The organism is Streptomyces globisporus, assembly GCF_003501885.1.
GTDB lineage: Bacteria > Actinomycetota > Actinomycetes > Streptomycetales > Streptomycetaceae > Streptomyces > Streptomyces globisporus_D.
On the sequence record NZ_QWFA01000057.1, the window covers coordinates 1 to 20,793 of the forward strand.

15 protein-coding genes are annotated in these 20,793 nt (G+C 71.1%); 11 read left to right on the forward strand and 4 right to left on the reverse strand.

Annotation, left to right across the window (positions count from 1 at the left end; genetic code table 11):
* Nucleotides 1–208: 208 nt before the first annotated feature.
* Nucleotides 209–1,912 carry an MFS transporter gene (locus tag D3105_RS13160; RefSeq protein ID WP_118903425.1) on the forward strand — a complete coding sequence of 568 codons (1,704 nt, stop codon included), beginning with the start codon at nt 209–211 and terminating at the stop codon, nt 1,910–1,912.
* A 102-nt stretch (nt 1,913–2,014) separates the two neighbouring features.
* Nucleotides 2,015–3,235: an acyl-CoA dehydrogenase family protein gene (locus D3105_RS13165; RefSeq protein WP_118903426.1), complete on the forward strand. Its 1,221-nt coding sequence runs from the start codon at nt 2,015–2,017 to the stop codon at nt 3,233–3,235.
* Between the two features lie 67 nt (nt 3,236–3,302).
* Here D3105_RS13165 and D3105_RS13170 read toward each other — a convergent pair whose 3' ends face one another.
* On the reverse strand, nt 3,303–3,746 hold the full coding sequence (locus tag D3105_RS13170) for a cell division protein SepF (RefSeq protein ID WP_032767521.1): 444 nt from the start codon (nt 3,744–3,746) through the stop codon (nt 3,303–3,305).
* A gap of 309 nt (nt 3,747–4,055) precedes the next feature.
* Between D3105_RS13170 and D3105_RS13175 the strand changes: the two genes are divergently transcribed.
* The 4 genes from D3105_RS13175 (at nt 4,056) to D3105_RS13190 (ending at nt 8,127) form a co-directional block, all read left to right on the forward strand.
* On the forward strand, nt 4,056–5,279 hold the full coding sequence (locus tag D3105_RS13175) for a DUF5685 family protein (RefSeq protein WP_118903427.1): 1,224 nt from the start codon (nt 4,056–4,058) through the stop codon (nt 5,277–5,279).
* A 229-nt stretch (nt 5,280–5,508) separates the two neighbouring features.
* On the forward strand, nt 5,509–6,330 hold the full coding sequence (locus D3105_RS13180; protein WP_118903428.1) for a DUF1684 domain-containing protein: 822 nt from the start codon (nt 5,509–5,511) through the stop codon (nt 6,328–6,330).
* 230 nt (nt 6,331–6,560) lie between these two features.
* Nucleotides 6,561–7,460 carry a S1 family peptidase gene (locus tag D3105_RS13185; RefSeq protein WP_118903429.1) on the forward strand — a complete coding sequence of 300 codons (900 nt, stop codon included), beginning with the start codon at nt 6,561–6,563 and terminating at the stop codon, nt 7,458–7,460.
* 187 nt (nt 7,461–7,647) lie between these two features.
* Nucleotides 7,648–8,127, forward strand: coding sequence for a hypothetical protein (locus D3105_RS13190; RefSeq protein WP_118903430.1), 480 nt, complete (start codon nt 7,648–7,650; stop codon nt 8,125–8,127).
* Between the two features lie 23 nt (nt 8,128–8,150).
* On the opposite strand, the gene D3105_RS13195 is transcribed toward D3105_RS13190, so the two are convergent.
* On the reverse strand, nt 8,151–9,077 hold the full coding sequence (locus tag D3105_RS13195) for a DUF4231 domain-containing protein (protein ID WP_118903431.1): 927 nt from the start codon (nt 9,075–9,077) through the stop codon (nt 8,151–8,153).
* A 630-nt stretch (nt 9,078–9,707) separates the two neighbouring features.
* On the opposite strand from D3105_RS13195, the gene fxsA reads away from it, so the two are divergent.
* The 4 genes from fxsA (at nt 9,708) to fxsT (ending at nt 17,603) form a co-directional block, all read left to right on the forward strand.
* Nucleotides 9,708–9,872 carry an FxSxx-COOH cyclophane-containing RiPP peptide gene (gene fxsA, locus D3105_RS13200; RefSeq protein ID WP_118903432.1) on the forward strand — a complete coding sequence of 55 codons (165 nt, stop codon included), beginning with the start codon at nt 9,708–9,710 and terminating at the stop codon, nt 9,870–9,872.
* A gap of 30 nt (nt 9,873–9,902) precedes the next feature.
* Nucleotides 9,903–12,257 (forward strand): radical SAM/SPASM protein FxsBH, inactivated beta-hydroxylase extension form, encoded by a 2,355-nt coding sequence (gene fxsBH, locus D3105_RS13205; protein WP_118903433.1) that lies wholly within the window; start codon nt 9,903–9,905, stop codon nt 12,255–12,257.
* A gap of 73 nt (nt 12,258–12,330) precedes the next feature.
* Complete coding sequence (gene fsxC, locus D3105_RS13210; RefSeq protein ID WP_158514062.1) at nt 12,331–13,671, forward strand: FxsC protein; 1,341 nt, start codon at nt 12,331–12,333, stop codon at nt 13,669–13,671.
* A complete protein-coding gene (gene fxsT / locus D3105_RS13215) occupies nt 13,668–17,603 on the forward strand; it encodes an FxSxx-COOH system tetratricopeptide repeat protein (protein WP_118903434.1) in 3,936 nt (1,311 codons plus the stop codon). Before fsxC ends, fxsT begins: the two co-directional genes overlap by 4 nt.
* Before the next feature lie 83 nt (nt 17,604–17,686).
* Here the strand turns inward: fxsT and D3105_RS13220 are convergent, their stop codons facing one another.
* Entirely contained in the window at nt 17,687–18,574 is an 888-nt protein-coding gene (locus tag D3105_RS13220; protein WP_118903435.1) for an alpha/beta fold hydrolase, read from the reverse strand.
* Between the two features lie 355 nt (nt 18,575–18,929).
* Here D3105_RS13220 and D3105_RS13225 point away from each other — a divergent pair, with 355 nt between their 5' ends.
* On the forward strand, nt 18,930–20,108 hold the full coding sequence (locus tag D3105_RS13225; RefSeq protein WP_206272727.1) for a S1 family peptidase: 1,179 nt from the start codon (nt 18,930–18,932) through the stop codon (nt 20,106–20,108).
* Between the two features lie 88 nt (nt 20,109–20,196).
* Here D3105_RS13225 and D3105_RS13230 read toward each other — a convergent pair whose 3' ends face one another.
* Nucleotides 20,197–20,694 carry a phospholipase gene (locus tag D3105_RS13230; protein ID WP_118903437.1) on the reverse strand — a complete coding sequence of 166 codons (498 nt, stop codon included), beginning with the start codon at nt 20,692–20,694 and terminating at the stop codon, nt 20,197–20,199.
* Between the last annotated feature and the right edge of the window lie 99 nt (nt 20,695–20,793).

Sequence of the window (20,793 nt, forward strand, 5' to 3'; positions counted from 1 at the left end):
CCCCTCCGGAGGGGCCCCGCGACCGGGTCCGGCATGGCGTACGCCACACTGTGCGGCGGACCGGGGTATGACGTGGACCACGTGTGACCACCCCGAACTCGCGTACGCTGGCGAATCACTCGCCCGTCGATGCCGGGCCCGAGGGACGCGCACCCCACTCGTCACCGTCGGTCCGCCGAGCGCGAGGGACTCATCGGGAGGTACGTAGATGTCCGGGACGACCACGGCCGGGGTCCGGCTGCGCAAAGCCGCCGACGACGCCAACCGCTGGGTCGTCCTCGTCGTCCTCTGTCTCAGTCTTCTGGTCGTCGCCCTCGACGCGACCGTGCTCCATGTCGCGGTTCCGTCGCTCACCGAGGACCTGCGCCCGAGCGGTACGGCCCTCCTGTGGATCGTCGACGCCTACCCCCTCGTCTGCGCCTCGCTGCTCATCCTCTTCGGCACGCTGGGTGACCGGATCGGCAGACGGCGGGTGCTCCTGATCGGTTACGCGCTGTTCGGGGTCGCCTCCGTGCTCGCCGCGACGGCCGACAGCTCCGGCGTCCTGATAGCGGCCCGCGCCCTCCTCGGCGTCGGCGGCGCGATGATCATGCCCGCGACGCTGTCGATCCTGCGCCAGGTCTTCCCCGACCGCCGCGAGCGTGCGCTCGCCATCGGCGTGTGGACCGCGGTCGCCGCGGTCGGCGCCGCCACCGGTCCTGTTGTCGGCGGCTTCCTGGTCGAGCACTTCTGGTGGGGCTCGGTCTTCCTCATCAACATCCCGCTGATGGCTGTGATCCTGCCGCTCGGTCGCTGGCTGCTGCCCGAGTCGCGCGGCGGCGACGACGGCCCGTGGGACGTGCTGGGCGCGCTCATGGCCGCGGCCGGGGTACTCGGCGTCGTCCTGGGCGTCAAGCGCCTGGGCGGCGGCGCGGGGCTCCTGGATCCGGTCGCGCTCGGCCCGCTGGCCTTCGGTCTCGCTCTCCTGATCCTCTTCGTCCGAAGGCAGAAGCGCCGCAGGCATCCGCTGATCGACGTCTCGATGTTCGCCCGCCCGGCCTTCTCCACCGCCGTCGGCTGCATCGTCCTCGCCATGCTGGCCCTGGTCGGCCTTCAGCTGATCGCCGTCCAGTATCTCCAGCTGGTGCTGGGGCTCACCCCGCTGGAGACCGGGCTGCGCCTGCTGCCGCTGACCTTCGCGGCGATGGCGGCGGGCGCCACCGGCTCGTACACCCTGCGCCGCTTCGGTCCCCGGCGCATGGTCGGCTGGGGCTTCGTCCTCACCGCGTCCTCGGTCCTGGTGCTCACCGCGATGGGTCAGCACGACCGGCCGGGCCTGCTGACCGCCGCGTTCGTCCTGCTCGGTTTCGGACTGCAGACCACGCTCTTCGGGGCGTACGAGTCGATGCTCAGCGACGCCCCGCCGGAGCGGGCGGGCGGCGCGGCGGCGATCGGCGAGACCTCCTACCAGCTGGGCGCGGGCCTCGGCATCGCCCTGCTCGGCAGTGTCATGAACGCCGCCTACGCCCCCGGCCTCGCCTCCCTCGGCGACAAGGGCGTCCCGGCCCGCGCCGGAGCCGAGGCCTCCCACTCGCTGGGCGAGGCCTACCAGGTCGCCGCGCAGCTCGGCGGCCCGATGGGCGATCTCCTGCGCTCGACTGCCCGGCACGCCTTCATCGGCGGACTCCACATCACGCTCTTCGTCAGCGCCGGGCTCCTGCTGCTCGGGGCGCTGGCCGCCCTGCGGCTGCCGAAGGTCATGGAGTGCCCGCCGAAGGAGCCCTGCCGCCGGAGCGAGGCAGAGCCGGCCGAATCAGGCGAGGCGGCCGAGGCTGTCCGTCCGGCCGCGCCGAACCGCCGGGTCCCGCGCCCGATGGTGCCCGCGCGCCGCGAACCGGCCGAGGCGGCGGGCTCTGGACGAGCGGCACACTGACCCGTAACGTCAGCACGACGCCCTGACTACCACTGCTAGTTTTCGGAGGGCGGGCGTCTCCCGGTCCCTCCGAGCACCGTGCGAGCCGCCGGAGGCACCCTCATGTCCAGCACCGAGTCCGCGAAGCCGTCGAAGCTCCCGCCGTTCGACGCCACGGATCCCCTCGGCATCGACGACCTGCTCGGCCCGGACGACCTCGCGATCCGCGACACCGTCCGCACCTGGGCCACCGACCGCGTCCTGCCGCACATCGCCGAGTGGTACGAGAAGGGCGAGCTGCCCGGCATCCGGGAGCTGGCCCGCGAGCTCGGCGCCCTGGGCGCGCTCGGCATGTCGCTGGAGGGCTACGGCTGCGCCGGGGCGAGCGCCGTCCAGTACGGGCTGGCCTGCCTGGAGCTGGAGGCCGCCGACTCCGGGATCCGCTCGCTCGTCTCCGTACAGGGGTCGCTCGCCATGTACGCGATCCACCGCTTCGGCTCCGAGGAGCAGAAGCAGCGGTGGCTGCCCGGCATGGCGTCCGGCGAGATCATCGGCTGCTTCGGCCTGACCGAGCCCGACCACGGCTCGGACCCGGCCGGGATGCGGACGTACGCCAAGCGCGACGGTGAGGACTGGATCCTCACCGGCCGCAAGATGTGGATCACCAACGGCTCGGTCGCCGGGGTCGCCGTCGTCTGGGCGCAGACCGACGAGGGCGAGGACGGCCGGGGCATCCGCGGGTTCGTCGTACCGACCGACGCCCCCGGTTTCTCGGCCCCGGAGATCCACCACAAGTGGTCGCTGCGCGCCTCGGTCACCAGCGAACTGGTCATGGACGAGGTGCGGCTGCCTGCCGACGCGGTGCTGCCGGACGCGAAGGGGCTGCGCGGCCCGCTCAGCTGTCTGAGCCATGCGCGTTACGGCATCGTCTGGGGGTCCATGGGCGCGGCGCGGGCCAGCTTCGAGTCGGCCCTCGACTACGCGCGAAACCGGGAGCAGTTCGGCCGCCCGATCGGCGGCTTCCAGCTCACCCAGGCCAAGCTGGCGGACATGGCCCTGGAGCTGCACAAGGGCATCCTGCTCGCCCACCACCTGGGCCGCCGGATGGACAAGGGCGGGCTCCGGCCGGAGCAGGTCAGTTTCGGCAAGCTCAACAACGTGCGGGAGGCGATCGAGATCTGCCGCACCTCGCGCACGATCCTCGGGGCCAACGGGATCTCGCTGGAGTACCCGGTCATGCGGCACGCGACGAACCTGGAGTCGGTGCTCACCTACGAGGGAACCGTGGAGATGCACCAGCTGGTACTGGGCAAGGCGCTCACCGGTCTCGACGCCTTCCGGTGACGGAGGTGCGCCGTGACGCACACGCCGACCGGCGGCGTTGACCGGAACGTTCCGGCGAGCGCCCTGCTCAGCTCTGGTTGAAGAAGCCGTCGGTCTTCCGGCCGGCGGCTTCGCCCGCCACCACCTGGGTGTCGGCGGGGGAGAGCAGGAAGACCCGGGTGGCCACCCGGTCGATCGAGCCGCGCAGACCGAAGATCAGCCCGGCGGCGAAGTCCACCACGCGCTTGGCGTCGGCGGGGTCCATGGCCGTGAGGTTGACGATCACCGGGACGCCGTCCCGGAACAGCTCGCCGATGGCCCGGGCGTCCCGGAAGCTGTCCGGGGTCACCGTCGCGATCCGGCGGTCCCGCTCCTCGGCCGCCTCGGCGGCCACCTGCACCCGCGGGTCGGTGACCCAGGCCTGGTTGCCCGTACCGGTCTCCGTGCCCTCGTTGTACTCGTCGTCGTAGTACCGCTCGTCGTTGTCCTCCACGAGGCCCAGCCAGGCACTCGCCTTGCGCACCGATCCCATGGACGCCTCCTCTCACCGCGGTTCTGTGGCGTTCCGCATCTCTTTCGTATCCCTATGGTCGTCCATGATGCGGATAGCGCGCCAAGTAGATAGTCGGCTCGCAGGCGATTCGTGACGCTACTGGTGCAGAGGATGTGGCTATTCGTCAGGGTTCGTCCTGCATAAGGGGGGTTGCGAAAAGAAAATATGACGCTTCGAGCCGTACGGGTGATCCTGCCGACGGACGGGTGAACGGATGGCTCGATACGATGCACGACGCCCCGGTGCACGAGCGTCGCGCACCGGCTGAACGGCTCACGGGGGATCGTCGTGTTCGGAATCGTCAGGCCCTGCACCCACCGCCTCTCCGAAGGGCTGAGAGTCGAGTGGATGGCCCATCTCTGCGGTCTCTGCCTGGCTCTGAGGGCGGATCACGGACAGTTCGCCCGTATCGTGACGAACTATGACGGCCTCATCGTTTCCGTCCTGACGGAGGCTCAGGCGGGCCCCGCCCCGGGCGGACGGCGCACCGCGGGTCCCTGCCCGCTGCGGGCCATGCGCACCGCACCGGTCGCCCAGGGTGAGGGGGCCCGGCTCGCCGCCGCCGTCTCGCTCGTCCTCGCCTCGGCCAAGGTCCGCGACCACGTCGCCGACCGGGACGGGCTGTTGGCCCGCCGTCCGGTCGCCGCCGCCGCGCGCCGGGTGGCCGCCGGGTGGGACCGGGCGGGTGCGCGGACCGGGGCGGCCCTCGGCTTCGACACCGCCCTCCTGGTCGACGCGGTCGACCGGCAGACCGGGATCGAGACGCTCGCCGGACTCGGCACCCCGCTGCTGACGGTCACCGAACCCACCGAGACCGCCACCGCCGCCGCCTTCGCCCACACCGCCCACCTCGCCGGGAAGCCGCAGAACGTGGCGCCCCTCGCGGAGGCCGGCCGGCTCTTCGGACGGCTTGCCCACTTGTTGGACGCGGTCGAGGACCGGGAGGCGGACGCCGCGTCAGGTGCCTGGAACCCGCTGACGGCCACCGGCACCCCCCTCGCCGAGGCGCGCCGGCTCTGCGACGACGCGCTGCACGGCGTACGGCTCGCCCTGCGCGAGGTGGAGTTCACCGACGGCAAGCTCGTCCACGTCCTGCTCGCCCATGAGCTGCGCCGCTCGGTCGACCGGGCGTTCGGCACCTCCTCCTGCTCGCATCAAGAGGGACAGGGGGGTCAGGGGCTGCTGACCCCGGACGGCTCCTTCGGGCCGCCGCCGGGCAATCCGTACGGTGCGCCGCCCGGCAACCCGTACGCCCCCGGCGGTCCCGGCTCACCGCCGCCTCCGCCGCAGCCGCCCCGCGACCGGCGCGGGCTGATCGCCGGCTGCCTGGTCTGGGTCGGGCTCGCCTGCACCTGCCAGATGTGTTGCGGGAGCTTCGAGGACCCCTGGAGCAGGGAGCAGCGGCAGTCGCCGTGCCAGAGCTGCGGCGACTGCTGCGAGGCGTGCAACTGCTGCGGTCAGTGCGGCGAGGGCTGCTGCTGTTGCGGCGATTCCTGCGGCTGCGACTGCTGAGGCCCGCCTGCCTCCCCGCCTCGCTGACGCCGGGTCACTTCAGCTCGGGCGGCGAGATCTCGGAGGTCTCGATCGCGGACTCGGTGGTGCCCCGAAGTCGGCCTGGACGACGTGGTCGACCGGGTCGTCCCGCTCCTCCAGGAGAGCGGCGCGTTCCGCTCCGAATACACCGGCTCCACGCTGCGGTCGCACCTCGGCCTCCCGGAGCCGGTATGGAAAGGTTGACCGCATGAGCACGGACGCACAGCAGCAGGAACAGGGCGGCGGCGGGCCGGACGCCGCGCGGGACTGGCAGCGGTGGCACGAAGGGCGCGTCGTCGCCGTCGCCGCCCCGTACGGCCCGCTCTCCCTGACCGGAACCCACTGGCTCTCCGATTACCCGGAAGGGCGAATTCCGGCCGTCCCCGGTCTCTGGTGCGAGGACGACGACGAGGTGGTCCTCACGGCCGCCGCCGAGGACGGCATCGTCGTCGACGGCAGGCCCCTGACCGGCGAGATCCGGCTCGGCGCGGACCGCGGACCCATCGACGACTCCCGGGTCGCGCAGAGAGAGCGGCGTCTGGTGGTCCTGCGTCGCGAAGGGCTGTGGGCGGTACGGGACTTCGACCCGGGATCACCGGCCCGGCACGCCTTCTCGACCATCGAGGCCACCCCGTACGACCCCCGCTGGACGCTGTCCGGGACCTTCCGCCCGTATGCCGACCGGACCGTACGGGTGGCCAACGCGGACGGGGTCGAGCGCGGTCTCGGGCTCGGCGGGGAGCTCGCCTTCACGGTGGAAGGACAGGAGCACACGCTCCAGGTCGCGGTCGAGCCCGACGGGTCGCTGTGGGCCGTCTTCGCCGATGTGACCAGCGGGAACGGTAGCTACCGCTTCCGTTTCCTGCGGCCCGGGGCGCCCGCCGCCGACGGCAGCGTGAGCGTCGACTTCAACCGCGCGCTGCTGCCGCCGTGCGCCTTCGCCGACCACTTCATCTGCCCTTTCCCGCCCCCGGGCAACACGCTCACCGTGGCGGTCCCGGCGGGGGAGCGGAACCGGATCGACGCCTGACCCGTGAGCGGTCACTCCGGCCCCGGCAGCCCCACGGCTCCCGGGGCCGGATGCGTGTGGGACCCGCGTGGCCGAAAGGCATTCTTGCGCCTCCCGACCGGGCCCCTCGATACTCCGGTCAGCGATTGTCAGGGGCACGGCAATTCCGGAATCCGGACAGGCCCCCGACTGCGCCTCACGGGCCCGCCACCCCACAGGAGGGCCCCCGATTCCCCTCGGAGGAACCCGACGTGAGGATCAAGCGCACCAACAACCGCTCCAACGCGGCGAGACGCGTCCGTACCACGGCCGTCCTCGCGGGGCTCGCCGCCGTCGCGGCGATGGCCATCCCCACCGCGAACGCCGAAACCCCCCGGACGTTCAGCGCCAACCAGCTGACCGCGGCGAGCGACGCCGTGCTCGGCGCCGACATCGCGGGCACCGCCTGGAACATCGACCCGCAGACCAAGCGCCTCGTCGTCACCGTGGACAGCACGGTCACGCAGGCGGAGATCAACACGATCAGGAAGTCGGCGGGCGCCAACGCCGACGCGCTGCGCATCGAACGCACCCCCGGCAAGTTCACCAAGCTGATCTCCGGCGGCGACGCGATCTACTCCAGCACCGGCCGCTGCTCGCTGGGCTTCAACGTCCGCAGCGGCAGCACCTATTACTTCCTCACCGCCGGACACTGCACCGACGGCGCGACCACCTGGTACGCCAACTCCGCCCGCACCACCGTGCTGGGGACAACCTCCGGGTCCAGCTTCCCGAACAACGACTACGGCATCGTGCGCTACACCAACACCACGATCCCGAAGGACGGCACGGTCGGCGGCCAGGACATCACCAGCGCCGCCAACGCCACCGTCGGCATGGCCGTCACCCGCCGCGGCTCCACCACAGGCACCCACAGGGGATCGGTCACCGGACTCAACGCCACCGTCAACTACGGGGGCGGCGACGTCGTCTACGGCATGATCCGCACCAACGTGTGCGCCGAGCCCGGCGACTCCGGCGGCCCGCTCTACTCCGGCACCCGGGCGATCGGTCTCACCTCCGGCGGCAGCGGCAACTGCTCCTCCGGCGGCACGACCTTCTTCCAGCCGGTCGTGGAGGCGCTGAACGCGTACGGCGTCAGCGTGTACTGACCGGCCCCGCCGATCAGGTACGGAGCTGTCCGTACATACGTGCCCCCGTCCGGAATTCCGGACGGGGGCTCCCGCTCGCCGGGGGGCTCTTGAGAGGATGTCGCCACGACGGATCGTCGTGACGGGGCGGCAGGGGGCGGGGGCGCTCCCGGGGTGCGCTCCGCTGGCATCAGGGGGTAGCAGGTCCGTGTATCGCATCGGAGTGACCGGTCACCGCTCCATCCCCGCCGAGGCGGAGGCTCATGTGCTCGCCGGAATGCGGGCCGCTCTCTGCGGCCCCGACCGCCCCGGCCAGGCCCTCTCCAGTCTGGCGGTCGGCGCCGACCAGCTCTTCGCCGACCTCGCCCTCACCTGCGGCGCCGAACTGACCGCCGTGATCCCCAGCGGCGACTACGAGGCCTGTTTCGACAACGCCGACGACCTCGCCCGCTACCGGACGCTCAAGGCGCGCGCGGCACGGGAGGTCCGGCTCGACTTCCCGCACTCCACCGACGAGGCGTACTACGCGGCGGGCGCCTATATCGCCGACCACTGCGACCGGCTGCTCGCGGTCTGGGACGGCCTCCCCGCCCGGGGCCTCGGCGGCACGGGCGACATCGTGACGTACGCCCGCACGCTCGGCCGCCCCGTCACCGTGATCTGGCGTGACGGGGTGCTGCGCGGCTGACCGGGGCCGGGGCGGGGAGCGGGTCACACGCGGTGTCTGACCAGCCAGTCGGTGTGCTCGGGCGACACGATCCGCTCGGTCTCGAACACCGCCGCCGGCCAGTGCCGTTCGGTGAGGGTGGTCTCCATGGCGGCCTGCATCGACTCCAGGTCCTGCTCCACCAGCGAGTGCGCCGAGATCAGCGGATGGTGCCGGCGCATCTCGTTCCAGGCGAGACAGGCCGCCGCCGCGGCGGACAGCGCCCCCGTCAGACCGAACGACCGGCCCACCCCGAAGGTCTGCAGCACACTCAGCGCCAGCGCGGGGAGCGTCAGCGCGACGATGGCGCCCGACCACATGAGCGCCCCGCGCCGGGAGGCCTGCTGACGTCGGCGGTACCAGCGGCGCTGCTCGATGAGCCGGTCCCGTACATACGTCTCCTTGCGGACCGTGTACGCCTTGTTCCGCAACGCCCGCATGGACTCCGTGATGAGGCCGCCGGAATCCGGCAGCTCCTCGCGCGGGTCGGCCCAGCCCACCTTCCGCAGCTCCTGGAGACCGTCCTCCAGACGATTGGCGAACAGCGCCTCCGGATGCTCGGACGCGCTGTCGAAGGGGGCGCCGTGCACCGCGTAGCGCCAGCAGTTCGATTTGATGAACTCCGCCGCGGAGCGGTTGAGTTGCCAATGCGACTTTGCTTTGCGCTGGGAGGCGAGGAAGGTCGTGAAGAGCACGCCCAGATAGGCCAGCACCGCCGCACCGTACAGCGCCCGGGCCGCGGGCCCGTCGTCGGCGTGCCAGGGCAGCGCCGCGGGCACCGTGCCGGCCACGAGCAGCGCCAGCTGCACCCGGGTGGTGTTCACGGCCTCGCGCTGGCGGGCCACGGCGACCGCGTCCGTGTGATGGAACAGCTCGGGCAGGTCGTCGTTCCTGAAGACCATGGATCTCAGCGGCTCGGGCAGCGCCGTCATGGTCGCCTCCGTCTGCAGTTGTCGTATGACCCGGCCGGCCGTCACGCCTGACCCGCCCGGGGCCACGAGAGTAGGGGGGAGGGAGGGGCCGGGCAAGAGCGCCCTGGCCCCCCGGACGGCCGCCACGACGGGGTTCGGCCACCTCCGCGAAGGGTGCGGCGAACAGGCCGGGCCGCCCCGTGTCCGGGCCGGGGGCCGGCGCACGGACCTCATGGCCGCCGCGCGGAAGGCGACCTACCCGGCCCGAAACCGGTGAACGAGTGAATTACCGACCTCGCCAGGGCGTCCCGGCGGCTCCGCGAGGCCGTGGCGGACGCGTCACGGTTCGCGCGAGCGCCTCCTCTCCGGGCCGGCTCCGAAGCCGCCCGCAAGCCTCCCACCTGCGAAAGCCGGCGGCGGACAAGCCGGCTCTCCCGCCCGAAGCCTCCGCCGCTCGTGGCCCGCTCACCCAAGAGGCCGAACGGAAGGGATGTTTCGACTTTCGAAACACTGAAGTGCAGGCTGTTCCGCCGGCATGTGGAGGGGCCCCACCGGTAGTAAAGTGCGCGTGCCGGGACGTGTGATGACACGGAATCCGGCAGCGTTTCAATGTCCGGAAACAGACCCCCTCAGGATCCCCCTAGGACGGCCGTGAAGACCTACGGAACCACCCCCGACTTCGCCCCTGCGAAGACCCGCGCAACCCTCGCGGCGACCGACGTCCGCAGCGCCGACATCGTCACCAAGATCAACCGCGTATGCGGTGCGACCACGGCCCGGTCCACCCGGATCTCCACGTTCAATTCCGCTCTCTGAGCAGGCGTCAGAACTGGCTAGAATGGCGGAATGACAGGACCCCTGGTCCCCTTCCGTGAATTCGTTCTCAAAGTGCACAGCAGGTGCGATCTCGCCTGCGACCACTGCTACGTCTACGAACATGCAGATCAGAGTTGGCTGACCCGACCGAAAGTCATCTCCGACGAGGCAATTTCCTGGACGGCCCGGCGTCTGGCCGAGCATGCCACCACCCATGCGCTTCCCTCCGTCACAGTGATCCTGCACGGCGGGGAACCGCTCCTGGCAGGGCCCGCGCGACTGCGCCGGGTCTGCGAGGAGCTCGGCTCGGCCCTGAACGGCATCGCTGAGCTGGACCTCAGGATCCACACCAACGGCGTCCAGCTCAGCCCCCGTTACCTCGACCTCTTCGACGAGTTCCACGTCCGCGTCGGGATCTCGCTCGACGGCGACCGCGCCGCCAACGACCGCCACCGCCGGTACGCCGACGGACGCAGCAGCCACCCGATGGTGCTGCGCGCGGTCGACCTGCTCCGCGAGGAGCGCTACCGCCATCTGGACCTCGGCCTGCTCTGCACGGTCGACATCCACAACGACCCGGTGGCCGTGCACGACGCCCTCGCCGAGCTCGAACCCCCGCTCGTCGACTTCCTGCTGCCGCACGCCACCTGGGACGACCCGCCGCCACGCCCGGACGGCTCGCCCACCGCGTACGCCGCATGGCTCCTGGCGGTCTTCGACCGCTGGACGGAACAGGGCCGTCCCATGCCCGTCCGGATGTTCGCCTCGGTGCTCTCCAGCCTGAACGGCGGCCCCAGCCTCACCGAATCGCTCGGCCTCGCCCCCACCGACCTCGTCGTCATCGAGACCGACGGGAAGCTGGAGCAGGTCGACTCGCTCAAGAGCGCCTACGAGGGCGCCGCCGCCACCGGGTTCGACGTCTTCAGCAATACGTTCGACGAGGTCGCGGCCCACCCCGGCGTCCGGGCCCGCCAGCTCGGGCTGGCCGGAGTCAGCGAGACCTGTCGCCGCTGCCCGGTCGTGCGGTCGTGCGGCGGCGGGCTCTACACCCACCGGTACCGCTCCGACCACGGAACCGATGGCGGCTTCGACAACCCCTCGGTCTACTGCGCCGACCTGGCCGCGCTGATCCGCGGCATCGAGGAACGGACCGCCGCCGCCACCGAGTCGCCCGCCGTCCGGGCGCCGGACGCCTTGCTCGCCGCCCACCTGGACCTGACCCGCACCCTGCTCGCCGCGCTCCACGACACCCTCGACGGACAGGGCGGAGAGCTCTGGGACGAGGCCTGGCGGCTCGCGGCGAGCGTGGAGGCCGACGCCCGGGGCGCCGACGCGCTCGACACGGTGCTCGCCCACCCCTACACCCGCACCTGGCTGATCGGCGCCCTGGAGGATGTCCACGCCGGCCGCGGCCTGACCGAGCCCGCCACCGAACGGCTCGGCGCCTGTGTGGCCGCCGCCGCCGTCCGGGCCGGACTCGACCTGCCGGTGCCGGTGGCGTACCGCGACGGAAGCCTGCATCTGCCCACCCTCGGCACCGCGGTCGTCGGCGGGCCGGGGGAGCGGGGTGTGGCGCTGGTGCGCGCCACGGGCGACGGCTTCCTCGTCCGCCGGCCGGACACAGGCACCGACGCCGTGCCCGCCGTTCACGGCCCGGAGCTGCGTATCGCGCGTGAGGAAGCGGAGGGCCCGCACTGGCGCCCCGTCCGCGTCCTGCGGCGGATGCCCGCTCCGGCCCTCCTGCTGGACGACCTCGACCCCTTCCGCGACGGCTTCGGCACCGCCCCGGCAGACCGGCTCACCGCGGAGCGGGCCGAGGCGTGGGGGCACCGGATCGCCGGCGCCTGGGCGCTGCTGGCCGACGCCGTTCCGGAGCAGGCGGCGGAGGCGGCCCGGACGCTCACCACGATGACCCCGCTGACCGCAGGTACGGCCGAGCCGGGTCGGTACGGCCACGGCGCGCTCGGCGTCGGGGAGGCGGCCGACGGCAAGGCGCTGGCACTCGGCCTGCTCAGCGGATTCCGCCGCGCGAAACTGCGCGCGCTCGGTGAAGTGACGGATCTTTACGCCCTGGACGGTACCTGGGACCATCGAACGCCCTGGGGGAGCGAACACGTGACGTTCTCCCGACTGCTGGCCGAGACATTCGAACGGGCGGGGCTCGGGCTGTACGATCCGCGCTTCCTCACGGGTGTTCCGGAAGCGCTCGACATGATCGAAAACGCGGCGGAGGTGACGGTCGACGGAAAACAGCTGATCGCCGCTGTCCGCAAGGAGATCAGCGGAACGCGGAGTGCGGCCGGGAAAAGTCGCGGCAGGAGCCTCTCGCCGTCCGGTCCGGTAGCGAACGTCCTGGCCTCTGACCGGAAAGTGACGTTCGAATGACCGAACGGGAGGGCCTGGAATGCGGCCCGCTCCGGAATGATGAGTTCGCTTGCACTCCCTTCCTCCTTCCGGGATGCGAGTGCTCATACAGGACGGGGGTCGTGTGCACGCATCGACGCAACAGCGAGCGGTGGGCCATCGGCCGTATTTCTTTCTGAGTTACGCCCACACGCCGGGGTACGGCGCCGGCACGGACCCCGATATGTGGGTCGAAAGGCTTTTCCAGGATCTCTGCGGCCATGTGATGGCCATGACCGACTTACCCGCCGGCGCGCCCGCGGGCTTCATGGACCGGGAGATACGCTCCGGCGAGGGCTGGTCGGAACGGCTCGGCGACGTCCTCGCCACCTGCCGGGTCTTCGTTCCGCTGTTCTCGCCGCGTTACTTCGCCAGTGAGATGTGCGGCAAGGAGTGGTACGCCTTCGAACAGCGGGCCATCCACCACCGGGCCCGCTCCAACCAGCCGGCCGAAGCCATCGTCCCCGCGCTCTGGGTGCCGGTGCCACCGAGCCAACTGCCCGGCTCTGCCGAGCGATTGCAGTTCAACCACCGCGACTTCGGCGAACGGTACGTCAGCGACGGCCTCTACGGTCTGATCAAGCTCAGACTCTTCGCCGAGGAGTACGAACGGGCCGTCTACGAACTGGCCAAACGCATCGTCAGCGTCGCCGACTCGGTCCGCATCGACACCGGCCGACCCGTCGACTACCGCCTGGCCCCCAGCGCCTTCGGCTCCCCCAGCAGCGGAGTCGGCGCACCCCGGCCGATGCAGATCACCATCGCGGCGCCCACCCGCCACGATCTGCCCGAGGGACGCAACAGCGACCACTACGGCGACCATCCCCAGGACTGGAACCCGTACTATCCCGCCTCCGCCCGGCCGCTGGCCTATGTGGCCGAGGAACTGGTCCGCTCGCTCAACTACCAAGCCGTCATCACCTCGTTCGACGAGGACCGGCACGACGGCAAGGCGCCGCCCAGCACTCCCGAGATCCTGCTCGTCGACCGCTGGGCCCTGAGGGACGAGGACCACTGCCGCAGGCTCGCCGCCTTCGACGCGGAGAACCGGCCCTGGGTGACCATGGTCGTCCCGTGGAGCCGCGAGGACCACCAGAGCCGAGCGGCGGAGACGGAGCTCACCGAGAAGCTCGAAGCGGTCATGCCGGTCAAGATGGGCCAGGGCCGGGCCCTCTGCCGCGCCGCCGCGAAAGGAGTGCCGACGATGGAGGCGTTCGGCCAACTCCTGCCCCAGGTGGTCGAGGTGGCCGCCCAGCAGTATCTGAAACACGCGAAGGCCTACCCGCCCGGATCCGGCGGCGGATCCGGCGAGCGGACCCGGCTCACCGGCCCCATGGGCAACACGAGCTACATACCCGACCCGCACGACCCTGCGACGGAAGCGGAGGACCTATGAGTGCCGGTCGTGACGGGCGCATCGTCACCTTCTACTCGTACAAGGGCGGTACCGGGCGCACCATGGCGCTCGCCAACACCGCCTGGATCCTCGCGGCCAACGGCAAGCGAGTGCTGGCCGTCGACTGGGACCTGGAAGCCCCCGGACTCCACCGGTTCTTCCACCCCTTCCTCGACCCGGCCACCCTCGGCGCCACCACCGGCGTGATCGACCTGATCACCGAGTACGCCTGGGCCGCGACCAGCCCCGCCCAGCGCGCCGAGGACTGGCACCGCGACTACGCCCGTATCCAGCCCCACGCCGTGTCGCTGACCCCGGAGTCGCTCGGCTGGGAGTTCCCGCAGGGCGGCACGCTCGACTTCGTCTCCGCCGGACGGCAGAACCGCGAGTACAGCGCCACGGTCTCCACCTTCGACTGGGACAACTTCTACGACCGGTTCGGCGGCGGCCACTTCTTCGACGCCCTGCGCGACGACATGAAGGCCAACTACGACTACGTCCTCATCGACAGCCGGACCGGCCTCAGCGACATCGCCGACATCTGCACCGTCCACCTCCCGGACGTCCTCGTCGACTGCTTCACCCTCAGCGACCAGTCCATCGACGGCGCGGCCTCCGTCGCCCGCCAGATCGCCGAGCGCAACACCGGCCGCCCGATCGCCCTCTACCCCGTACCGATGCGGATCGACGAGGGCGAGAAGGAGAAGGCGGACGCCGGACGGGCGCTGGCCCGGCTCAAGTTCGACCGGCTGCCGCGCGATCTGTCCGGCGACGAACTCACCGCCTACTGGGGGGCGGTGGAGATCCCGTACCGGCCCTACTACGCCTACGAGGAGACCCTGGCAACCTTCGGCGACGAGGCCGGGCTCACCAACTCGCTGCTCTCCGCCTTCGAACGGCTCACCGCGGTCATCACCGACCGGGAGATCACCTCGATGCCGCCGGTCGGCGAAGAGGTCCGGCTGCGGATCCGCGACGCCTTCACCCGGCGCAGGCCCGCCCTGCCCGCCGATCTCCACCTCAGCTATGTGGCGGAGAACCGGATGTGGGCCGACTGGCTCGAATCGATCCTCACCCGGGCCGGTTTCCGCGTCGTTCCGCGCGACGTCTCCGCCGAACGCCCGCCCGAGGAGCCGGCCGACACCACCGCCGAGAACGCCGCCCGCACCGTGGTCCTGCTCTCCAGCGCCTACCTCAAGTCCCAGCGCGCGGTCGAGCTGTGGGAACGGAGCGCATCCGAGTCCGTGGGCAGCGGCCGCCGCCGGCTGGTCCCGCTGCGGGTCGGGGACGTACGCCTGACCACCCCGTACATCGACCGGAACCCGATCGACCTCTACCGGCTGGACGAGGTGCACGCCACCACCGCCGTGATGCGGGCCCTGGACCGCCCGGTGCAGGTGACCGACGGGGTCTCGCCCGGGCCCCGCTTCCCCGGCACCGTGCCGAGGATCTGGAACGCGCCGCCCCGCAACCCCGGCTTCACCGGCCGCTCGCTCGTCCTGGAGCGGATGCGCGACCAGCTCGGCGGCGGCCTGGCCGTCGTCCTGCCGCAGCCGCAGACCCTGTACGGACTCGGCGGCGTCGGCAAGACACAGGTGGCCCTGGAGTACGTGCACCGCTTCATGGCCGACTACGACCTGGTGTGGTGGATATCGTCCGAGCAGCCCGACGACGTCGTCGCCTCGCTCGCCGAACTCGCCGGCCGGCTCGGCGCCCAGGGCGGCGACGACATGGCGGCCGCCTCCCAGGAGGCCGTCGACCTGCTGCGGCGCGGGGTGCCCTCCGACCGCTGGCTGCTGGTCTTCGACAACGCGGACGACCCCGAGCAGCTGCGCCGCTACTTCCCGCAGGGCGGATCCGGCCACATCCTGGTGACCTCCCGCAACCAGAGCTGGTCCCAGCACGGCGACGCGCTGCCCGTGGACGTCTTTCTCCGCGAGGAGTCCATCGAACACCTCCAGCGTCGGGCCCCGGGGCTCAGCGACGAGGACGCCGACCAGGTGGCGACCGCGGTGGGCGACCTGCCGCTGGCCGTGGAGCAGGCGGCCGCCTGGATCGCGGAGACCGCCACCCCCATCGGCACCTATCTCGAACAGCTCGCCCAGCAGGCGACCCAGGTCCTCGCGCTCAACCAGCCGGCCGGCTACCCGGAGCCGGTCGCAGCGACCTGGAACATCTCCATCTCCCGGCTCAAGGAGCGTTCGCCCGCCGCCGTTCGGCTGCTTCAGCTCTGTGCCTTCTTCGCCCCGGAGCCGATCTCCGCGAACCTCCTCTACAGCAAGGAGATGATCGACGCGCTGAAGCCGTACGACTCCTCGCTCCAGGAGAAGCTGGTGCTCGGCCGGGTCATCCGGGAGATCGGCCGCTTCGCCCTCGCCAAGGTCGACCAGGTCTCCAACTCCATCCAGGTGCACCGCCTCGTCCAGGCCGTGATCAAGGCACAGCTCAGCGAGGAGGAGCAGCGCGAGGCCCGGCACGTCGTGCACCGCATCCTCGCCGGGGCCCGGCCCGACGACGACGAGCCGATAGACAATCCGGCCACCTGGCCGACCTTCGCCACGATCTGGCCGCACCTCGGCCCCTCCGACGCCCGCAACTGCACCGAGCCGGAGACCCGCAGGCTCCTGATCGACCGGGTCCGCTACCTCTGGAAGCGCGGTGACGTCAGGACCGCGTGGGCGCTGGGCGAGGATCTGCGCGAGCTCTGGCGCGAGAAGCTGGGCGAGCGCGATCTCCAGTACCTCTACCTCCGCTTCCACCTCTCCAACATCCTGCGCACACGCGGACGTTACGTGGAGGCGAGGGAGCTGGACGAGGTCACCCTGGAACGCCAGCGCGAGGTGCTGGGACCCGAGCACCCGCACACGTACATGACCACCAGCAGCCTGGCCATCGACCTCGGGCTGCTGGGGGATTACGCGGGGGCGATCGAGATGGCGACCGAGGCCCACGAGGGGTTCGGGCAGATCTTCCACGACTCCCACCCCCGGACCCTGGCCGCGGCCAACAACCTGGCGCTGAACCTGCGCAGCGTCGGCCAGTACGCCCGCGCCCGGGAGATCGACCAGGACGTCTACGACCTCCGCTCCCAGGTGCTCGGAGCGGAACACCCCTACAGCCTCTCCTCGGCCATGAACCTCGCCCGTGACCTGCGGGAAGTCGGGCGTTACGAGGACTCGGCGGCACTGCTCAGCACGACGTACAACAGCTTCAAGGAGACGATGGGCCGCAGCTTCCCCGCGACGCTGAGCGCCGCGAAGAGCCTCGCGGTGTCGTTGCGCAGGGCGGGCCGACTGGAGGACGCGCGCCGTCTCACGGTGGCGACCCGCGCCCGGTACCGGGCGAAGTACACCACCGCCAACCCCGATTCACTGGCCTGCGACCTCAACCTCGCCGCGGACCTGTTCGCGGCCGGGGAGAGTGCCGAGGCGAGGGACACGGCGCAGGAAGTCGTCGACCAGTACATGAAGGTGCCGGGGGAGAAGCACCCGTACACCCTGGCCGCGCAGAACAACCTCGGCGTCTATCTGACCGGGGCCGGAGAGCCGGAAGCGGCGGAGCGGGTGCTGAAACTGGTCGTCGCGGGCATGCGCGAGGCCTTCGGCCGGGAGCACCCCAACACCCTGTTCTGTGTGATGAACCTGGCCAGCGCGACGGCGGACCGGGGTGAGCTGGACATCGTGCTGGAGACCGAGCAGCGGCTGTGCGGCCAGTTGCGGGATGCGCTCGGGGCGCACCATCCGGAGACCCTGGCCATGACCTCGAACATGGCGGTCACGCTGGACGCCATGGGGCGCGAGGAAGAGGCGGTGCAGTTGCGGGCGGACATCGTTCCCGACCTGTCGCGCCAGCTCGGCGACGATCATCCGCTGGTCCGGATCGCCCGGTCCGAGGAGCGGTTCCGGCGGGAGCTGGAACCCATGTCGGTGTGACACACCTCGCGCCGGGAGGCTCGGGGGCATCCGGCCCTGATCCGCCGGACACCCCTCGTCCTCCCGGCGCGAGGCGGCCGGGGTCAGTTCCCGCCGCAGTGCTCCCGCTCGTCCAGCAGCCAGTCGAGGATGCGGGGGAGCATGGGGAACGCGTCGAAGTGCGCCGCCCTCGGCTCCAGTACGGTGGTGGCGCCCGGGATCTGTCCGGCCAGCCAGCGGGAGTGGCCGACCGGGGAGAAGACGTCCTTCTCCCCGTGCCAGAGCAGCACCTCGCCGACGATGTGGGCCGGGTCGAAACCCCAGGGGCGGCAGAACGCGATGGCGTCGTCGATCCAGCCGTACGCCGAATGGCGCAGCCCCTCGCTGAAGTTGCGCAGCAGCATGGACCGGATGCCCGCGTCGTTGACCACCAGCCGGTCGGAGTCCGTCAGTTCCCGGCGCAGATCGTCCAGCAGCCGGACCGGGTCCTGCCGGATCTGTGCCGAGCGGACGATGAAGGACTGCGCCAGGGACTCCGGGTCGTCGGCCGCCGTGGAGTACGCGAGCACATTGGACGCGCTCATCCCCTCGAACCAGTCGAGCCCGGCCGCGTCCCGGGGTGCGAGACTGACCAGGGCCGCGGTCCGGGTGACCCGTTCCGGCATCAGCGCCGCGCAGGCCAGGGCGTGCGGCGCCCCGCCGGAGCGGCCGACCACGGCGAAGCGATCGAGTTCCAGCGCGTCGGCGATGGCGCGGACGTCCTCGACGACGTCGCTGATCCGCCGGCCCTCGTGCCGGTCGCTGCCGCCGTAGCCCGGGCGGTCGTACGCGATCAGCTGTGTATGGCGCTGGTAGAGGACCATGCCGCGGGGAGCGGGGCCGAGTCTGCTGCCCGGAGTGCCGTGGAGGAGGAAGACCGGTCTTCCCCGTGGATCGCCCATCCGCTCGACCATCAGATGCCGCCCGTCCGCCGCGAGCACCCGATCGCGCACCCGTGCCTCCCCCGCTCGGTCACCCGGTCACCCGGCGGGCCCGGACCCGATGCGCTCCCGGTGCCTGCCGCCGTTTCGATGATGACCCATCAGGGGCGTTACGGGGACCGTTCGTCGACGAGGAACTGTGAAGGTCCTGGGAGGCCGTCGGCGGACGATTCCCGCCGCCATCCGGACGGACCGCACCATCATCCGGACCGAGGGGGCGAAAATCGGACAGGACTAGTCCTCACCCTGGGGCCGCCGACGGTTGCACCGGGTGTTTGCGAAGGGAACCGACATGGCATGACCGTGGGTAAGTGAACGACCCGAGGGTGAAGCGTCGGTGTCGTGTGCACGTCCGGAAGTCGGCCTTGTGTGCGTTTCCCGGCCTCGGAATAGTGGGCGCCCCATCCTCCGTGTACGGGCACCCCACATGATCCGTGCACGGCCCCACAGGAGGTCGAAGTTGAAGCATCGACGCATATCCAGGAAGCGCGCGACGCTGGCCGGCTCGGCCGTCGTTGCCCTGGTCGCAGCGGGATTCACGTTCCAGTCTGCGAACGCCAGTGACGATGTGCCGCAGTTCGCGGCCAAGACCCTCAGCGCGGGCGCGGCCGGAAAGCTGGCCGACACCCTGGACCGTGATCTGGGTGCGGACGCGGCGGGCTCGTACTACGACACCTCGGCGAAGGCCCTCGTCGTGAACGTCGTCGACGAGGCCGGCGCCGAACAGGTCCGCCAGGCGGGCGCCAAGGCCAGAATCGTGGAGAACTCCCTCGCCGAGCTGAAGTCGGCCCGGCAGACCCTCACCGACAAGGCGACGATCCCGGGCACGTCCTGGGCGGTCGACCCGGTGACCAACAAGGTGAAGGTCACCGCCGACAGCACCGTCGACGGCGCGGCCTGGAAGAAGCTCTCGGCCGTGGTCGACGGCCTCGGCGGCAAGGCCGAACTCGCGAAGACCAAGGGTGAGTTCAAGCCGCTGATCGCGGGCGGCGACGCGATCTTCGGCTCCGGCTCCCGCTGCTCGCTGGGCTTCAACGTGGTCAAGGACGGCGAACCGTACTTCCTGACCGCCGGCCACTGCACCGAGTCGGTCACCAGCTGGTCGGACTCGCAGGGCGGCGCGGAGATCGGGGCGAACGAGGGCTCCAGCTTCCCGGAGAACGATTACGGCCTGGTCAAGTACACCTCGGACATCGAGCACCCGAGCGAGGTGAACCTCTACGACGGCTCCACCCAGGCGATCACCCAGGCCGGTGACGCGACGGTCGGCCAGGCGGTCACCCGCAGCGGTTCCACCACCCAGGTGCACGACGGCGAGGTCACCGGGCTGGACGCCACGGTCAACTACGGCAACGGCGACATCGTCAACGGCCTCATCGAGACGACGGTCTGCGCCGAGCCGGGCGACTCCGGCGGCGCCCTCTTCGCGGGCGACACCGCGCTCGGTCTGACCTCGGGCGGCAGCGGCGACTGCTCCTCGGGCGGTACGACCTTCTTCCAGCCGGTACCGGAGGCGCTGGCCGCCTACGGCGCCGAGATCGGCTGACACGCACCACCGCTCCACCGTACGACGGCGCGAGGAAGGGCCCCCGGTTCGCCGGGGGCCCTTCTCGTATGTCCTGACGCGGACGGGCTCAGGCGGCCTGGGGCAGATTGCGGGTGCCCGCCTCCGCCGGGGAGACGCCGAAGACCTTCACGGCCTGGTAGTAGGTCCAGGCCGTGCTGTTGCACGAGGTCTTCGTCGCGCCCGAGTAGCCGGCGCACACGCGCTTGAGGTCCTCGTAGAAGGCGGAGTCGATCCGGGCCTTGTTGGCGGAGAACGTGCCCTGGGCCTTGTAGTTCCGGTACCCGAAGTCGTGGCGGGCGCAGGATTTCTGGAACGGGAAGCCGAAGGGGTTGTCGGGGGAGCTGCTGCAGTAGTCCGTCGACCAGTCGAAGCCGTACGCGGCCCAGGCGCCCTGGTTGTTGCGGGCCGAGTTCCAGGCGTTGTAGCTGGAGGCGCTCGTCTGGGTCCAGGAGCTGAGCACCTGGGGCTTGTCGGCGGGGGCGGCCGAGGCGGAGACGGCGGAGCCCAGGGTGAGGGGGAGCGACAGGGCGACGGCGGCGAGCGGAACCGTGAAGCGACGACGCATGGACGACCTCCGTGGGGGTGAATGGAGTTGCTCCTGAGGTGCTCCTCGCCGGGTGGTGCGAGGGAGCAGGAGCAGCATGTCGTCATGAACGCGTCATGC